At 37.6% G+C, this 15996-nt stretch carries 11 protein-coding genes; 4 read left to right on the top strand and 7 right to left on the bottom strand.

Features of this window, described 5'->3' with window-relative positions; genetic code table 11:
* Window positions 1–30: 30 nt before the first annotated feature.
* Both A5889_RS10830 and A5889_RS10825 read right to left on the bottom strand, forming a co-directional pair.
* On the bottom strand, window positions 31–681 hold the full coding sequence (locus tag A5889_RS10830) for a response regulator transcription factor (protein WP_176372884.1): 651 nt from the start codon (window positions 679–681) through the stop codon (window positions 31–33).
* Window positions 682–992: 311 nt separating this feature from the next.
* Window positions 993–2111: a tyrosine-type recombinase/integrase gene (locus A5889_RS10825; RefSeq protein WP_087642069.1), complete on the bottom strand. Its 1119-nt coding sequence runs from the start codon at window positions 2109–2111 to the stop codon at window positions 993–995.
* A gap of 464 nt (window positions 2112–2575) precedes the next feature.
* Between A5889_RS10825 and A5889_RS10820 the strand changes: the two genes are divergently transcribed.
* A complete protein-coding gene (locus A5889_RS10820) occupies window positions 2576–4090 on the top strand; it encodes a helix-turn-helix domain-containing protein (protein ID WP_087641905.1) in 1515 nt (504 codons plus the stop codon).
* Between the two features lie 155 nt (window positions 4091–4245).
* On the opposite strand, the gene A5889_RS10815 is transcribed toward A5889_RS10820, so the two are convergent.
* Window positions 4246–4971 (bottom strand): YebC/PmpR family DNA-binding transcriptional regulator, encoded by a 726-nt coding sequence (locus tag A5889_RS10815; protein ID WP_087641904.1) that lies wholly within the window; start codon window positions 4969–4971, stop codon window positions 4246–4248.
* Between the two features lie 151 nt (window positions 4972–5122).
* Here A5889_RS10815 and A5889_RS10810 point away from each other — a divergent pair, with 151 nt between their 5' ends.
* From A5889_RS10810 to A5889_RS10800, 3 genes are all read left to right on the top strand, one after another.
* Window positions 5123–5893, top strand: coding sequence for a MurR/RpiR family transcriptional regulator (locus tag A5889_RS10810; protein WP_087641903.1), 771 nt, complete (start codon window positions 5123–5125; stop codon window positions 5891–5893).
* Between the two features lie 129 nt (window positions 5894–6022).
* The gene (gene malX, locus A5889_RS10805; RefSeq protein WP_087641902.1) at window positions 6023–7576 is read left to right on the top strand and encodes a maltose/glucose-specific PTS transporter subunit IIBC; all 1554 of its coding nucleotides are present in this window, start codon (window positions 6023–6025) and stop codon (window positions 7574–7576) included.
* Window positions 7577–7587: 11 nt separating this feature from the next.
* Window positions 7588–8778, top strand: coding sequence for a MalY/PatB family protein (locus A5889_RS10800; protein WP_087641901.1), 1191 nt, complete (start codon window positions 7588–7590; stop codon window positions 8776–8778).
* Window positions 8779–8976: 198 nt separating this feature from the next.
* Here the strand turns inward: A5889_RS10800 and A5889_RS10795 are convergent, their stop codons facing one another.
* From A5889_RS10795 to A5889_RS10780, 4 genes are all read right to left on the bottom strand, one after another.
* Window positions 8977–9183: a hypothetical protein gene (locus A5889_RS10795; protein ID WP_087641900.1), complete on the bottom strand. Its 207-nt coding sequence runs from the start codon at window positions 9181–9183 to the stop codon at window positions 8977–8979.
* Between the two features lie 32 nt (window positions 9184–9215).
* The gene (locus tag A5889_RS10790) at window positions 9216–9611 is read right to left on the bottom strand and encodes a YxeA family protein (RefSeq protein ID WP_087641899.1); all 396 of its coding nucleotides are present in this window, start codon (window positions 9609–9611) and stop codon (window positions 9216–9218) included.
* A 209-nt stretch (window positions 9612–9820) separates the two neighbouring features.
* On the bottom strand, window positions 9821–13960 hold the full coding sequence (locus tag A5889_RS10785) for a SpaA isopeptide-forming pilin-related protein (RefSeq protein ID WP_087641898.1): 4140 nt from the start codon (window positions 13958–13960) through the stop codon (window positions 9821–9823).
* Window positions 13961–13963: 3 nt separating this feature from the next.
* Complete coding sequence (locus A5889_RS10780; protein ID WP_087641897.1) at window positions 13964–15934, bottom strand: collagen binding domain-containing protein; 1971 nt, start codon at window positions 15932–15934, stop codon at window positions 13964–13966.
* Window positions 15935–15996: the final 62 nt, after the last annotated feature.

The raw sequence follows: 15996 nt of genomic DNA, 5'->3' as shown, positions 1-15996 counted from the left end.
TGTTGCCTTTGTGTCTTTGGTCAAGAGGCATTATTCAGAAATCATATACCCGACGGAACGGACTGTTTTAATGTGATTTGGACTTAATGAGTATTCCTCAAGCTTTTCCCGAATATGAAATACAACATTTGACACTCGATACTTTTCATTTTTATATGGTTTGTTCCAAACTTTTCTGTAAAGTTCTTCATATGAAAAAGCAATTCCCGGATTACTCAGCAGCAACTTAAAGAGACGATACTCTGTTCTAGTCAGTGGAACTTCTTCACCTTCTGCAACAAAACTCAAATTTTTCTCATTCAACTCAGGTAACGATTCATTTGACTTTGTTCCATCCTTTTGGGAAACCGATTGGTTTTCATACGTACTTTTTCTATCCAGTGCATTCTTTACAATCAGTTGTAATTCTCTTGGCGAACATTCAGTACTGATGTTGCCATCCACTCCTAGCTGCAGATAAACTACACGCTTCTTTTCATCATAAATCTTGGAAACGACCCAAATAAATGATTCAGAGTTCATTTTTATTTCCATAATAAGTTGACAAATTTCTGCGACTTCAGAATCAACATTATTTGGAAAAATCAATATAGCATCTTTGTTTTCCAGTTCAGCAGACAAATTGTTCTTATCAATAGTAACTGTATTGAAGCAATTTAGATTCCCCTCTTCTATGTACATTCCTATTTCTTCCTCTGAGACTCTACCGTGGATTATTCCTATGTTATACATTTCTACCTCCTGATTTTTTTATTATTTATATGTGTAAAATGTAGGATTCGATTATTTGGTTTTCTTCATCAAAGGACTTATAATAAGGTTCATACTATATTTCCTACATTCAAAGTTTATATACTTCTTTATAGTCTCTTTTCATTTCTTATTTCTATTACAAATAAGAAACAGATCCTCTTCTGGCGGATATAACAACATCTTTAACATGCTGTGACCATTTGGGTGACGGCTTATTTGCAGAAAATAAAATGCTCAGGTTACTGAGCATTTAAAAATAGATTATCTATTGTAGCAATTGCAGCTTGGCGATTTTCTAATAAGGAATCTGCATATGTATCTAATGTTAGTTTTGTTGAATGATGTCCTAAAATTTGACTTAAACTTGCGACATCAACTCCTTGCTCTAAACAACGCGTTGCAAATGTGTGGCGCAAAGAATGAAAACGAATTTCTGGCAATCCTATAGTATTTACTATCTTTTTAAATCGATAGTTGATTGTTCTTGGCTCTGTCAGTCCCCCATTACATGAGATAACATAAACACTAGATGTTTTTTGTTTTTTATCCATCAAATAATTAGATAAGTTCTTTGCTAACGGAATAACCCTCTCGGAGTTATTTGACTTAGGTGTCCCCTCAACAACCTCTGTTTTTGTCGTAGTAGTATGTTCATTCGTAATTCGTGTGATTGTTCGTTTGACGTGAATAACTTGTTTTTCAAAGTCGATATCTTCCCACTTAAGTCCACTGATTTCACCAATTCTCATACCAGAATATAAAGCCAAAATGATTGGAGAACATTCTTTCTCTTGTAAAGCTAGCAGTTCGACTTTTCTTTGGTCATTCAAGGAGAGAGCTGAAACTTTTTTTGTTGTTGTTTTAGGCAAAATAATATTTTTACATGGGTTTTCGCGTAAATATTTTTGTTCAACAGCTAAGTTCAATGCTTTTTTCAAAATGTTGAACACATTTCTGATTGTGCCAGAAGCAAACTGCTGCTGTGCCAATTGATACACAAGCGTTTGAACATCTTCTTGAGTGATTTTTTGTAATTCTATCGAACCTACACTCGGGATGATGTGTCGTTTGATCAATCGAACATAATTAGAGTATGTAGTTGGTTTAACGATATATTTCATTGTAGACATCATCCAGTTACTGATAAACGTCTCAATAGTCCCGTTGTAACGAGTCATAGAATAATCACTGAGAAGGTATTTTGCTTTTATCACTGTCAACCTTTCTTTCACCTCAGCGTATTGTCGCCCATATATATATCCGTATACGATTTTATTTTTTAATGTTCGTTCCTTTATATATCTTCCTTCCCAACGCCCATCTTTGCGTTTATAAATATTTTCTCCCTTTTTCACCATTTCTGATTTGTTCCCTTCTACTTTATATTTTGACGATTTTTTTGACGGCGTATCTTCTATTCTCTCTACATTTCTTTGTTTTTTTAATATAAGATAATATATATATGTCATTTATCTCATTTTTTTTGAACATTTTAGAAAAAAATGAGATAAAACTCTATTGACTTTAAAACTTTGCTCAGTTAACATGAACCTAAGATAAATTCACAAACAAAAAAAATGTTTTTTCTCTAATTAATTCCTTTTTATTTTAATCTTATTTGTAATAGAAATAAGAAATGAAATATATCTACAAAATTAAATTTACCATGACTATTTGATCGATAATATTCGATATGCGTGTTTTAACAATCCTTTTCATGACAAACAGCACTTATCTCTTTGATAAGTGCTATTTTAATTCACTTTTATTGAGTTAAATCTCGTTTTATTTTATGATAAAGCCATGAATGAGGTGAAAAAACATGTTAGCATTTGACATATTTGATACAGGTACAGGAAATAAGCTACAGCTTCTTTATCTGCTATATAAAAAAGAGGATTGGTATTCTATTGATGAACTGGTTTTTGATAGTCATCTGGAAAGAAAATCTGTTCTTAAATATACAAAAGAATTGGCTCGTGACTTGCTGGAAATAAACTCTAGTCAAACTACTATTCAAATAGAATTCTCAAAAGGGAAAGGATTTCGTTTTGAAGGAGGAACATTGGGTTATCTGAAATCAATCCCAATTATCTCAGAACAATCAATTTCATTATCTTTAATGAAAGAACTCTTTTTCCAAACTAAACTATCCTTAGATTATTTTCAGCAAAAATATTTTGTTAGCGAAAGTACATTGCGTAGAAAAGTAAAGCACTTCAATAACATCCTTCAAAAATATAATCTGAAAATAAAATCCCTCAATCGCGAACTTAGTATCGAGGGAAGTGAACCGCAGTTTCGATATCTTAGTTATATTGCGTTTTGGAATGTTTATCGTGGAATTTCCTGGCCATTTCCTGCAATCGACCAACAAAAAATCCTAGATTTTATTGAAAATGAAATGCGCCGCTATTCTCCTTTTAAAGATATCTCAGCTGTCAACTGGAGCTATGTGATCGCGATCAACCTGTATAGATATAACCAAAAAAAAGAACTATCTTCTGAAGATTTACCAGAATTTACCCATCAACTCAATCATGATGCACTTTCTACTCTTGGTATTCATGATTCAATTCTTACAACAATACAACATTATTTTCATGTATCTATTCCAGAAGCAGATTTTCTTTGCTTACTCTTTCAAACAAGATCTAGTTTTCTATTAGTTCCTTCTATTTCAAAAAGACTTTTAGATGTCCATAAAGCACTGAATACTCCTGTCTACCAGATGTATCAAATTTATTTAGATGTGATAAAACCAGATCTATCTTCTACTGATGAACAAACTAAGATTACTTACCGAAGCGTCATTTTAGTCGGTTTTCTTACAGATATTTTATTTCCTAATTTCTCCACCACGTTTTCGGGATATGATTATACGAAGTATTTAAAACAGTATTATCCTTTTTTACGTGAAGAAATGGTTAAAAAATTTTATGAAATGCAAAAAAAATCAGAGAATATAACTTTTATCAACGAAGAGATGTTAGTTGCCCGTTTCTGTGAAGCACATGCGCTTATCCAAAGTCCTACAGTCTTTTCCCCACCAGTCTATATACAACTAGAAACAGATTTACCTGTGATCATGGAAAAAATCACAGCAAAACAAATACTATATTTTTTAAAACCTTTTTACAATGTTTCATTTGTTTCACCAACTGACCCTACCGAAATATCGAAACCTGATTTGATCATTGCTTCAACAACCTATCCTCTTTTAAATAAGAGAGCGAAAACGATTCCTGTTGTATATATCAATCCAGGATTTAGCTCAACAGATATATTTAATATTATAGAAGTAATTGAAAATAAAATAGAATTCAGAAATCCTTGATTTGTTAATAAAAAAAGAAAAGTTGGGACAGAAGTGTTCAGCTTATTTCCGAAGCGCAGCAAAGTAGTTAATTCTGTTTCCACCATTTATTTGTTTTTAAAGGGACTGTGGCATAACTCTAAGAGTTATGCCACAGTCCCTTCTATTTTCCTTATCTACATGTCAGCAGAAGTAAACACTTCTGAAACATCGTCATCTTCTTCTAGCTTATCAACAAGCACTTGGAGTTGCTCCTGCTGCTCTTTAGTTAAACTAGTCTCCGTTTGCGGAATCATCGTCAACTCTGCTTGTGCTAATGTAAATCCATTTGTTTCCAGCGCATCACGAACAGAAACAAAATCTTCTGGTGCTGTATATATTTCAAATACTTCATCTAACGTTTCCAAATCGTCAGCGCCAGCTTCAAGGACTTGTTCAAACATTCCCTCTTCATCGATCGACAATCCCTCACGCTCGATTGCAATATAGCCTTTACGGTCGAACATATAACTAACAGAGCCTGTCTCCCCTAAAGAACCGCCATTTCTTGTGAATGCGACACGCACATTCGTCGCTGTCCGATTTCGATTATCGGTCAATGCATAAACTAAAATCGCCGTTCCGCCAGGACCATATCCTTCATAAGTAATTTCATCATAATGCTCATTATCTCCAGAACTACTAGCCTTTTTCAAGGCTCGATCGATATTGTCATTCGGCATATTGGCCGCCTTTGCCTTGTCCATCACCAAGCGTAATGCTGCATTCGTTGCAGGATCTGGTCCGCCAGCTTTAGCTGCAACATAGATTTCCCTTGAAAGCTTTTGAAAAATCTTTCCTCTCTTTGCATCCTGCGCATTTTTTCTACCTTGAATATTTTTCCATTTACTATGACCCGCCATGAAAATTCCTCCTTGTCATTCTTTCCTTCTATTGTACTATTGTTCCTAATTGTTGCAACCTTTCTATCATTTCACTCACCATAGCAGTAGGACGCTTCCTTTGTTATACTAAAAGCAAATAAACTAGCCTTTAATGAAAAGAGGAACGTCAATGAACATCCTACTAAAAAAATTTCAAAAGAAGCAAGCACTGCTAAGTCCTTTGGAACAACAAGTTTTGGCATATATCATTGAACATCCAGATGAGATCACACAAAGTCGGATCAATGATATTGCGGAAAAAATCTATGTTTCAACAGCTACGATCAGTCGTACTAGCCAAGCTTTAGGTTACTCAGGTTTTCAGGAGATGAAATATGCTCTGATTCGTCATATGGAAGATGAGCAGCGTCAAATCTATCATCCCTCAAAAGACCTGACACAATTAACAGCTCGTGTCCAATTTGAACTTGACCAAACCCTAAAAGCTATAGAAGAAGATTCCTTGGAAACGGGTGCTAAATTATTAGCAGAAGGACAGCGTGTGGAATTTTTTGGTGTAGGCAGCTCGTTTTCTTGCTGTTTTGAGGCTGCTAGAAAGCTGACTTTTGCTGGTAGAATCGCGGATGCGCGAGAAGATTGGGATGAGCTGAGGATCGTCGCAAATCATTTAACAGCTAAGGATACCGCCGTTCTTGTCAGTTACAGTGGTGAAACGATGCTGGCACTTGAATATGCAGCACTTCTCAAAGAAAACAATGTGCCGATCATTGCTGTCATTGGAACTAAAAATAGCCCTTTAGAGCAGCTTGCGTCTATCGTCTTTCATGTAGAAGTGACTAATGGCTACTACGGAGAGATAGATATGAGTTCCCGGATTCCTATGCATGTAATATTGGAGCTTTTGATTCTCCGCTATATCGAATCCTATGCCGAAAAATGAATCCTCTTACTTTATATGTAAGCTCTTACAACGTCTGTGTAAGCGCTTGTTTCTATAATCCCTTCCACGTAAACTGAGTGCAAGAAAAACAAAATTTATCCATCTTTTTACTACGAAAGGAGAAACAGAATGAAAAAGAAATTTAGTTTTTGGGAATTCTTCCAGGGGATCGGTAAAACATTTATGCTGCCCGTTGCATTATTGGCTTTTATGGGATTGATCTTAGGGATTGGCAGTTCGTTTTCCAGTCCTTCAACTCTTGAATTACTGCCATTTTTAGATCAGCCGTGGCTGCAGGTTGCCTTCCGTTTTATGTCAACGGTCGGTGGTTTTGCTTTTACGTATTTGCCCTTATTATTTGCGATGGCGATCCCTTTAGGACTAGCCCGCAGTGAAAAAGGAGTTGCTGCCTTTTCTGGACTAGTCGGCTATGTAGTCATGAACTTATCCATCAATTTTTACCTGACTGAAACAGGAAAACTAGCAGATGCAGATCATTTGCGTGAAGCAGGTCAGGGAATGGTTTTAGGGATGCAGTCCGTCGAAATGGGGGTATTAGGCGGAATTATTGTTGGGATCATCGTTTATTTACTTCATAATAAGTTTTATACGATTCAATTACCAGATGCTTTCGCCTTTTTCGGCGGTGCACGATTTATTCCGATCATTACTTCGCTTGTGATGTCTATCGTTGGGGTACTGATCCCAATTATTTGGCCGATTTTTGCTCTTGGTATCAATAGTGTGGGGTTTGCGATTCAAAAAGCAGGTATTTTTGGTCCATTTTTATTCGGTGCTGGCGAGCGTTTGCTTTTACCGTTTGGCTTACATCACATCTTAGTTTCAATGATTCGTTTTACCGAAGCCGGTGGGACTCAAATCGTCGATGGACAAAGTGTTTCCGGTGCGCTGAATATTTTCTACGCTCAGCTTCAAAGCGGTTCACCGATCAGTCCAGCAGCTACAGCCTTCTTATCTCAAGGAAAAATGCCGACCTTCATGTTCGGCTTACCAGCAGCAGCCTTGGCAATGTATCGAACTGCGCTGCCTGAAAATCGTCATAAAATCAAAGGTTTATTGATTTCCGGTGTGATTGCAACCTTCGTTACAGGGATCACTGAACCGATCGAGTTTCTTTTCTTATTTATTGCACCTGTTTTATATGGTTTCCACGTCATCATGACGGGTTTAGGTTTTATGCTCATGGCTTTACTTCAAGTTGTGATCGGTAATACTGACGGCGGCGTTTTAGACTTTTTGATTTTCGGTGTTTTACAAGGAACGTATACAAAATGGTATCTCGTTTTGATTGTCGGTGCCTTATGGTTTGCCGTTTACTACTTTGTTTTCAAATTTGCGATTCAAAAATTCAATTTGAAAACACCCGGACGTGAACTGTCGACAGAAGATGTGACTGAAAAAGAACGAAGCTATACGAAAAGCGGAAAATACGACGGTCCTCTGATTCTTGATGCTCTAGGCGGAAGTGCCAATATCGTCTCCTTGGATAATTGTATCACCCGTTTACGTTTAGTTGTGGATGATATGACTGCGGTCGATGAGCAAGAACTGAAAGATCTAGGTGCGTTAGGAGTTATCAAATTAGATAGTAATAATCTTCAGGTCATCATTGGTACACAGGTCGCTACTGTCAAAAATGAACTGGAAAACTTAATGGAGTAGGAAGGTCACATATGATAGATACAATAGATTTTGATACGATAATAGATAGAAAAGGAACCTTTTGCACACAATGGGATTATGTCGCTGACCGTTTTGGTGAAGCCGATTTACTGCCGTTCACTGTATCAGACACTGATTTTGCAGTACCGAAGGAAATCATCACTTCCCTGCAAAAGCGCATCAGCCATCCTATATTCGGCTATACGCGCTGGAATCACAAAGTATTCAAGGATAGTATTCAAAACTGGTACCGCTCACGCTTTGACTATACATTCGATGAGGATTGGCTCGTATACAGTCCATCTGTCATCTATTCGATCTCTAAGCTGATCGAATTAAAGTCAGCACCAGGTGAGCAAGTGTTGATCCAGACACCCGCTTATGACGCTTTTTTCAAAGTGATCGAAGCTCAAGATCGAATTGTCCTTGAAACAAAGCTTCACTATGAAAACCAGCAATACACGATTGATTTTCTTGATTTAGAAAATAAATTGAGGCAGCCTGACTGTACTATTTTCCTTTTGTGCAGTCCTCACAACCCTACTGGACGAGTTTGGACAAAGGAAGAGCTTAGCCAAATGATTCAGTTATGTCAAAAGTATGGGGTCTTCCTGATTTCTGACGAAATCCATATGGACATTTTACGTAAAGGAGAACAGCATTCTCCCATATTCAAGTGGGCAGCTGACTCACAACAGATCGCCCTTTGCACATCAGCAAGCAAAACTTTTAACACACCAGGGTTGATTGCTTCATATTTGATGATTCCAGATATGGACCTACGAGAACAATTTATACACATCTTAAAAAATCGAGATGGACTTTCTTCTACAAGTATTTTAGGTTTGGACAGCACTATAACAGCCTACGATCACTGCCATGATTGGCTTGACCAGTTAAATCAGTATCTTGATAAAAATATTCTACTGGTCAAAAAATTTATTCAAGAGCAACTACCGGAATTAACAGTTGTAGATGCTCAGGCAACTTACTTACTTTGGATCGATTGTTCTAAGCTTCCCTTTACAATGAAACAGCTGCAATCCGCTCTGATCCATCAAGGAAAAGTAGCGATCATGGATGGATCGACTTATGGCGAATCAGAAAAAAAATTCTTACGCTTGAATATTGGCTGCTCCAAAGAAAAACTACTTGATGGTCTTAAACGGCTTAAAGTAAGTATTGACTATTTAAAACAATAAAATAGAGACCGAAACAAAAGTAAAAATCACTTTTGTTTCGGTCTCTAAAACGTGAGAATCAATAGAAGCAGAAGCAACTACTACGCTATGCTTCGCTCTCCTCAGCTAACAAAGACAGTTTCACTATTATTCAAAGAACAAAGTAAAACTAACATAATTCTAAGTGCTAAGAATTGAACACTTCTGTCTCAGCCTCGATTATTTGACGACCAAACGAATAACTTCTCCACGCAGAGAAAATTCCTCTCCATCTTTAAAAACGATCGTACATTCTTCTTGTTCACCTGAAAGAAGTTGAATATTGATTCGGCCAGTTTCTGGAAAAATACGGTAGGCCAACATTCCTAAGCCTGTAATTGTCGCTGTATCTCTCAGCTTATTTTTATTAATGATCAATTGTTCCATCATCCATCACCCCTTGCTGCTGATAATCATCATTATAGCAGTGAAATGATTTTCTGAGGGATTTCTTGCTCGTCGATTTCTTCCCAAGTCTGAATACTCTGTCCTTTTGTCGTCACTCTCAAAAATCTCTTGGGTGTAAGCGGTCGTCCAAAGGAAGTATAGGACAACTTACGTGCATGACCATTTTTATCAAAACAATTCTGGATATATGTGAAATTATCTATTTTGCTCACTGCATCCGGAAATTTATACGCATATTTATCTGTTGTTTTTACATATAAAGTCTCAGTCTGAACTAAAGGATTGAGCTGATCTATAAGAGCGGCTGCATCTGATGTATTATTGTATGTATATAAACGAAAACCAAAAGCACTGACAAGCAGTAATACAGCGAGGCTCATTATTTTCTTGATAGTCTTTTTTATCATCTTGATCAAAATCCTTCTTAGTTCATTTTCTGTCTACTTTATAATACCCTTTCTATCCTTATTTTCCATCAAACCTAAGACTGATATCTAAAAAAGTGCGAAACAAAACCAAAATCAGTTTTGCTTCGCACTCTAAAATTTAACGAATAACGGCCAAAAATCAGTTTCTCCAACTTTTTCTCAACCTCTAAATTCACTATTTACACACATTACTTATTTTTCTTTTTACGATAAGCAATATATCCGCCCAATCCAACTAAGACTACTACTCCTATAATGATCAAACTTGTTCCTGACTGCTCGCCTAGGTTCGCAAGTTTTCCGCTTATATTTACTTGAGAAGTTGGTGTTGCTGTTTTTTTATCATGATCTTTTACTGGTTGTTTTGAATTCGTCACAGTCAAATGGATTTGTGTTGGCTTACCATTCGCCTTGTCTTCAATCGTAAATGGTTGCTTATCCTTGGATAATTGATACCCAGTCGGCGCTTTTTGTTCAACAAAATAGTAAGAACCCGGTGCTAGATCGCCAACTGATAATTGTCCATTTTGATCGGTGATCAGTTGTTTTTTAACTAATTTTCCTTCACTTGTATATAAATTGAATTCAGCACCTGTCAACACTTTTTTACTGTCGTTATCGATTTTGTTTAACTCGACTGATCCTTGATAGTTTGTTAGTGTACCTTTGAATGACACCTTCTGATGTCCATTTTCAGATCTAGCAATCTCAAAGGGCATGATTTTTTGATTTGTTTCTAAAATATAGCCATCTGGCGCTTTCGTTTCAATTAGAGAATACTTTCCTGGAACCAACCCTATTGCTTCGATTTTACCATCAAGCGCAGTCAATGTCTTTGTCTTCAATCCTAATGCATTCGTGACAGTAACGACTTGTCCGTCTTCGTCTCTAATTTCAAAGCTTCCGCCATTTAAAAGATCGCCATGTTCATTTTTCTTTTCAATCTCGATACTGCCGTGATGATTTTCAATATCGCCTAAGTTGATCGGTGTTGTTGCCCCGGACTGATCTATAATCGTGAACGGCACACCTTCTTTTTCTAAAATATAACCATCTGGTGCTTTCGTTTCAACTAATGTATACCTTCCTGCATGAAGTCCGCTAGCTGAAATTATCCCCTCTTGATTAGCGATCAATGTCTTCGTTTCGTTTCCTTTACTGTCAAAAACAGTCACAGCCTCGCCCTTGTCATCAAGGATTTGGAATTCAACACCGCTTAGTCCAGTTCTTAAGAGAGGTGGTGTTTCTAATGATTCATCATCAGAAACTTTCCGGGCTGTGATCGATGCTTCATAGTTGACGATCGACACTTCTTCCACTGGCGGATCTGTTTCTTCTCCTTCACGAACAGTAAAGTAGATCGGCTGTGTATTGATCACATAACCTGCCGGTGCTTCAATTTCGATCAGCTTGTAATAACCCGGACCTAAGCTATCAATATTGATGTGTCCATCTTCACCAACTTCAATGTACTCTTTTCCGTCGATTTTAACCAGTTTTTCTTCTGTTCCATTTTCACCGCTAGCTTTATATAAGGCAAACTTTGCACCAGCAATAGATAAATGCCCTGCACCTGTTTTAGTCAAACCGATTTTCCCTTTGAAGTTTTGGAACTCCCCTAGATCGATCGTTGCAGGTTTCCCTTTGGCTTCATCTTCAATAGTCAGCCAGATTGGATATTCGTCCTTGACGTATTCCTGTCCATCTTCATCTAATGGCGCTTTTGTTTCTGTTAAATAGTAGCGACCAGGCGCTAGACCTTCGTAACTAACAATGCCATTTGAATCAGATGTCAGGCCGCTAGCAACTAGCTCTCTGTTGATTTTAAATAAGCTAAACTCTGCTCCAGCCAATGGATTGCCTTTACTGTCGACTTTTTTTATCTTGAACGAACCTTGATAATCAGTTAAGGTTACTTGAACTGTTTCAGGCTTTCCTACTGTATTTGGTTCAATGACCACTTTGACCTTTTCAGTATTGATCAAAAATTCCTCATTAGGCCCCGTACTTACTTCTCTGAAGTAATAGGTACCTGGTGCTAATCCATCTACAAAATAACGTCCATTTTGATCAGTCGTCCCTTGGGCAACCGTCTTGCCATTCGCATCTTCCAAAACAAATCCAACACCTGCTAAAAGTTTTGTTTCTGTTGGTGTTTCGCCATATTTTGTGATTTCTGCGCTCCCTTTGTAGTTAATGAAGTCATCAGCCAAAACAATTGGATCTAACGGCTTATTAGAGCTTTCCGGAACTACGATATTGTCAAGAACCTGCGTATTTAAGACATAATCATTGGGATTGCTGATTTCTTTGATCTCATATGTGCCTGGTCCAACATTTGTGAACACAACACGTCCATCAGGTTTAGAGGTTGTAGTGGCGACAGGTGTTGTACTTCCTTTTTTATATAAGCCGAAGACTGCACCTGCCAGAGGATTGCCTGCTTCATCAAGCTTCATGAAACGGATAGCTGCTTGATAATTGATAAAGGCATCTGTCATCCCCACCTGTATCAGTTGATGATCACTATTTTCAGCGACTTCAAACGGTACTGGATTTGTATTTAGAATATAGCCTGTTGGTGCTTTTGTTTCGATCAGTCGGTATTTTCCTGGAACTAAGCCTTGAATCGTCAATACACCCTTATTGTCAGTGATCAAGTTCTGATTCACAGACTTAGGCAGCCAAATTCCTGTTTCATCGTTATAGACTTCTAACCTAAATTCCGCACCAGACAATAATTGTCCTTGTTCCCCTTTTTTCACTAGCTGAACCGTTCCAAGCTGATTTTTGATCACGATCGGTTCACCATCTGTTGTTTCCTGAGTGATCTCTACTTTTTTTCCATCCACTAAACTTTGATCGATCGTATAGCCTTGATCTGTCAAAGTCCCTGTTTCTTTTAAGATGTATGTGCCAAACGGTAAGCTGCCAAATGTGAGCAACCCATTTTCATCAACTGTCCCTGAACGTAGAATTTGTGTTTTATTTTTATCCCATAATTCAAAAGTTGCTCCTTTAGGCAAGATGTTGCCATTGTTGTCTTCTTTTTTTAGAATCATCTGACCCCGTTTTCCTGAGCTGGAGCCGCCGCCTTCACTTACCGTAACATCTGTTTTACCGTCAGACGTATCATCTACTTCGGTTTTTCCTTCACTGGTAATATGAACTTGATTAGAAACAGTTCCTTTATTGCCTTCAAGAAAGACCATGCTCTTGTATTCCATGATCAGCGGAGTATCAAACTCTAGATAGTCATTTATGAAGTGAAGCGTCATTTTTTGTTGTCCTGTTTGATTATCTGTCGTTAATTCAACCGTATAGTCCTGATCTTTGACTAACTCGTTCGTCCGATCGATCGTGATCGTCCCGTCCACCGCAACAGTGGTACCGAAAATATGCAAGCTGTCTAAATCGATCGACTGGTTGGCTGACGGGATATCTTCTACAGTTACATCATATAATTTTGACTGACTGCCATTCAGCGTGACAGACCAGTTCACAAAGCCATCTTCATCCTGTTTTCCACTTTTAGAACCAAATTCATCCCCATGATTGACAGTGACTTTCCCATGTAAGGTATGATCCTCATATTTATCATTACTGAAAACCGCGTCATTTGTGTACTCAGCATGGATCTGTTCGTTGGTTACATCCGTCTTAAATTCAATCAGATATTGTCCCGCCTCATTATCCGGGAATTCCACGATCAACGTTTGGTTATTTGCAGCAGAGGGCTGTTCGATCCCTAACTCACGGTATTCTTCCTGTGTCAATTCATTTCCTTTGATCACATTACCATCACTTGTAACAGTATAATGGTAGATAGTCAATGAATTTAAGATGTATTTTTGATTGGCTGGAATCGGGTCAGATAATTGAGCATTCACTAAGTCTTTATCACCGTAGTTTACTGTTACCGTCCAAGTAATTGCTTTTTCTTGTGCATTATAGGAACCAGATTTTGCCCCATTATATTTTGTTGGTTCATTCGGTTTAAACGTAGCAACATCTTCATTAGTGATCGTTTCTCCACCATCAGTGGTCCAAGTTACTTGAGCTGTGTTTGTAAATTTTTTATCTGGATCATTCTCCGGCACTTCCTCCGGATCATATGCAGTTGTGTAGCTGATTTTAAAAGCATGATCTGTTTTCACATAATTGCCTATAAAGATGATTTCGAACTGATTTGTCGCTTCATCGTAATCTAACGTATAATCGGTTCCGAGAACCAAGTTTTTCTTTGCATCCTTATCATAGATCACCAGTGTGTCTTCTAATAATGTCAGCCCTTTACTCAACGTATCGGTCATTTTCCAGTTGTTCATACTCTAATGATTCAAATTGACGTCCACGTTCCAGCCGACTGTATGATTTGTGTAGTCCACTTGGCCTAGTTTTTTGATCACGTTTTGTGGATTCAAAATACCTGAGCTGGTATCGTCTTCCCCCGTCTCTGTTTTAACTGCATTTGTGATGGTTGTATTGTCATCAACAATACCATCGTATCCTGTTTGATATAATACATCGACCGCTGTATCTACCGTGCCGATAAAATGAATTTCAAATCCATGGCCTGAAGAAGTGTCTAAGGTATAATCCTGCCCTTCGACTAATTGTCTTCCGCGCACCGGACGTCCATTTTGATCGAAACTAACTTCGTACAGCTTGATCGTCCCATCTACCAAATACATGTGTTCATCTTGAAATGTATCTATTATAGAACCATTGTTGATATCTTTTTCGCCATAATTATAGTGAATTTTCCAATTGATGGTTTGATTATCTGAATCATAATCCCCTCTAGCTTTATCGATTTTTTCCCCATAACTCGTTGAAACAGTTGCTTCTGCTGTTGCATCTTTGATTCCTTTAGAAGACAGTATTGCTTGATTTTGAAACGATGCAAGCCCGCCTTCATTCGGTTTGGCATCTTCATTGATTTTGGTCGTATATTCTAAACGGTAAGCACCATCGATCGTCTCGTTGAAATGAACAGTCCCATCAGCATCTACTGTATACGTACTAGGATCCGCTAATGTTTCTGAACCTTCTACAACATTTCCTTCAAAATCTACTTTTACTTGATATACTTTGACACTCTCATAGGTTGTGCCAGCTGGAAAATTCTCTTTCACAGTTGCATTTTCCAATGTATCCAAAGCTTTATTGACATCAACATTCCAAATGATTTTATCTGGATTATGCTCTTTATCGAAATGCCCATTTTTATCTATATTATCGCCTGTATAATTCGGCTTGATCGTCACTGTTTCGCCAATATCCTCGTGACCAGGAGGAACGATCACGATTTCCCCCGGACCACCAATATTGTCTTTGTCAAACTCCCCTGTAAAATGAAAATTCCCTTCAATATCAGAAGCATGTTCGATTTCATCCGTGAAAACAATCGTGATTTTTCCATCGGTGCCTATTGTGACATCTGCATAATGATTACCCTCAGCATCATTTAGGGGATATGTTTGATTTTGTGTGACTTTTACAGAATCAGGAAGGTCAAATTCATAATAGTCCCCTGCCTGCATTTTTTCCCGAACAGCTTCATCTAATTTGAAATCAAAATGAAAATTTATCAAATCATCGATCGTTGGTTTCTCAACTGAATTACCATCTTGATCTGTATAAGTCAGCTTCATATTTGTCAAAAAATCCTCTGTCAATCCAAGCTCATCATAAAAATCTTGGATATTTACTGGATCTCTTCTTGTACTGACATCTTTTACCGCTTCATTTTCTGATGAAGGGATCGTTTCTGTTATAGAAGAGGAGGTCGTTTCAGTTGGATCACTCGATTCTTTTGTCGTTGATTCAAGCGATGTGTCCTCCGTAACAAACCATTGTTCAGGTAAAGAAACGACTTGACTAGTATTTTCTAATGAAAATTGCACTTGCTGTTCACTACTAGCTTCAGGCACTTGACCTTCTGCCACCAATGATAACTCTTCATTCACTCCACCATTTATCGTTAATTGAACTGTATTATCAGTGATTTGATACGTTCCTTTAACATCCCCGGCTGCATCTACTAGTTCCTTGGTAGAAGAAGGTGTTAGAGTTAGTCCAGAGGATACTTGAATCACTGCTTTTTGTTCATCATCTGTTTTTGCCCCTACTTTTAAAGACACGATAGCTCTTTCCTTTTTACTAGCGGAGTCTAGAGTTGCACTTTTAAGGCTAAGTAGCTCTTCTCCATTGATCAACGTTTCAGCAATGACAATTTGCGGCATTACGAATTGTAATAGTAGTACAATCGTTAATAAACCATGAACAAATTTTTTCATCTTTATCCTCTCCTAAACTATAATCGATTTTAGAAAACTAGTTCACTTCTAAAATTGCTCCC

The sequence above is a fragment of the Enterococcus sp. 9D6_DIV0238 genome (assembly GCF_002174455.2).
GTDB lineage: Bacteria > Bacillota > Bacilli > Lactobacillales > Enterococcaceae > Enterococcus_L > Enterococcus_L dunnyi.
This window is presented reverse-complemented; position numbering and strand designations above follow the sequence as displayed.

Excerpts from the sequence above, each read along its gene's own strand:
- A5889_RS10830 (WP_176372884.1), bottom strand. The coding sequence starts at position 681 with ATGTACATAGAAGAGGGGAATCTAAATTGCTTCAATACAGTTACTATT.
- A5889_RS10825 (WP_087642069.1), bottom strand. The coding sequence starts at position 2,111 with ATGGTGAAAAAGGGAGAAAATATTTATAAACGCAAAGATGGGCGTTGG.
- A5889_RS10820 (WP_087641905.1), top strand. The coding sequence starts at position 2,576 with ATGTTAGCATTTGACATATTTGATACAGGTACAGGAAATAAGCTACAG.
- A5889_RS10815 (WP_087641904.1), bottom strand. The coding sequence starts at position 4,971 with ATGGCGGGTCATAGTAAATGGAAAAATATTCAAGGTAGAAAAAATGCG.
- A5889_RS10810 (WP_087641903.1), top strand. The coding sequence starts at position 5,123 with ATGAACATCCTACTAAAAAAATTTCAAAAGAAGCAAGCACTGCTAAGT.
- malX (WP_087641902.1), top strand. The coding sequence starts at position 6,023 with ATGAAAAAGAAATTTAGTTTTTGGGAATTCTTCCAGGGGATCGGTAAA.
- A5889_RS10800 (WP_087641901.1), top strand. The coding sequence starts at position 7,588 with ATGATAGATACAATAGATTTTGATACGATAATAGATAGAAAAGGAACC.
- A5889_RS10795 (WP_087641900.1), bottom strand. The coding sequence starts at position 9,183 with ATGGAACAATTGATCATTAATAAAAATAAGCTGAGAGATACAGCGACA.
- A5889_RS10790 (WP_087641899.1), bottom strand. The coding sequence starts at position 9,611 with ATGATAAAAAAGACTATCAAGAAAATAATGAGCCTCGCTGTATTACTG.
- A5889_RS10785 (WP_087641898.1), bottom strand. The coding sequence starts at position 13,960 with ATGAACAACTGGAAAATGACCGATACGTTGAGTAAAGGGCTGACATTA.
- A5889_RS10780 (WP_087641897.1), bottom strand. The coding sequence starts at position 15,934 with ATGAAAAAATTTGTTCATGGTTTATTAACGATTGTACTACTATTACAA.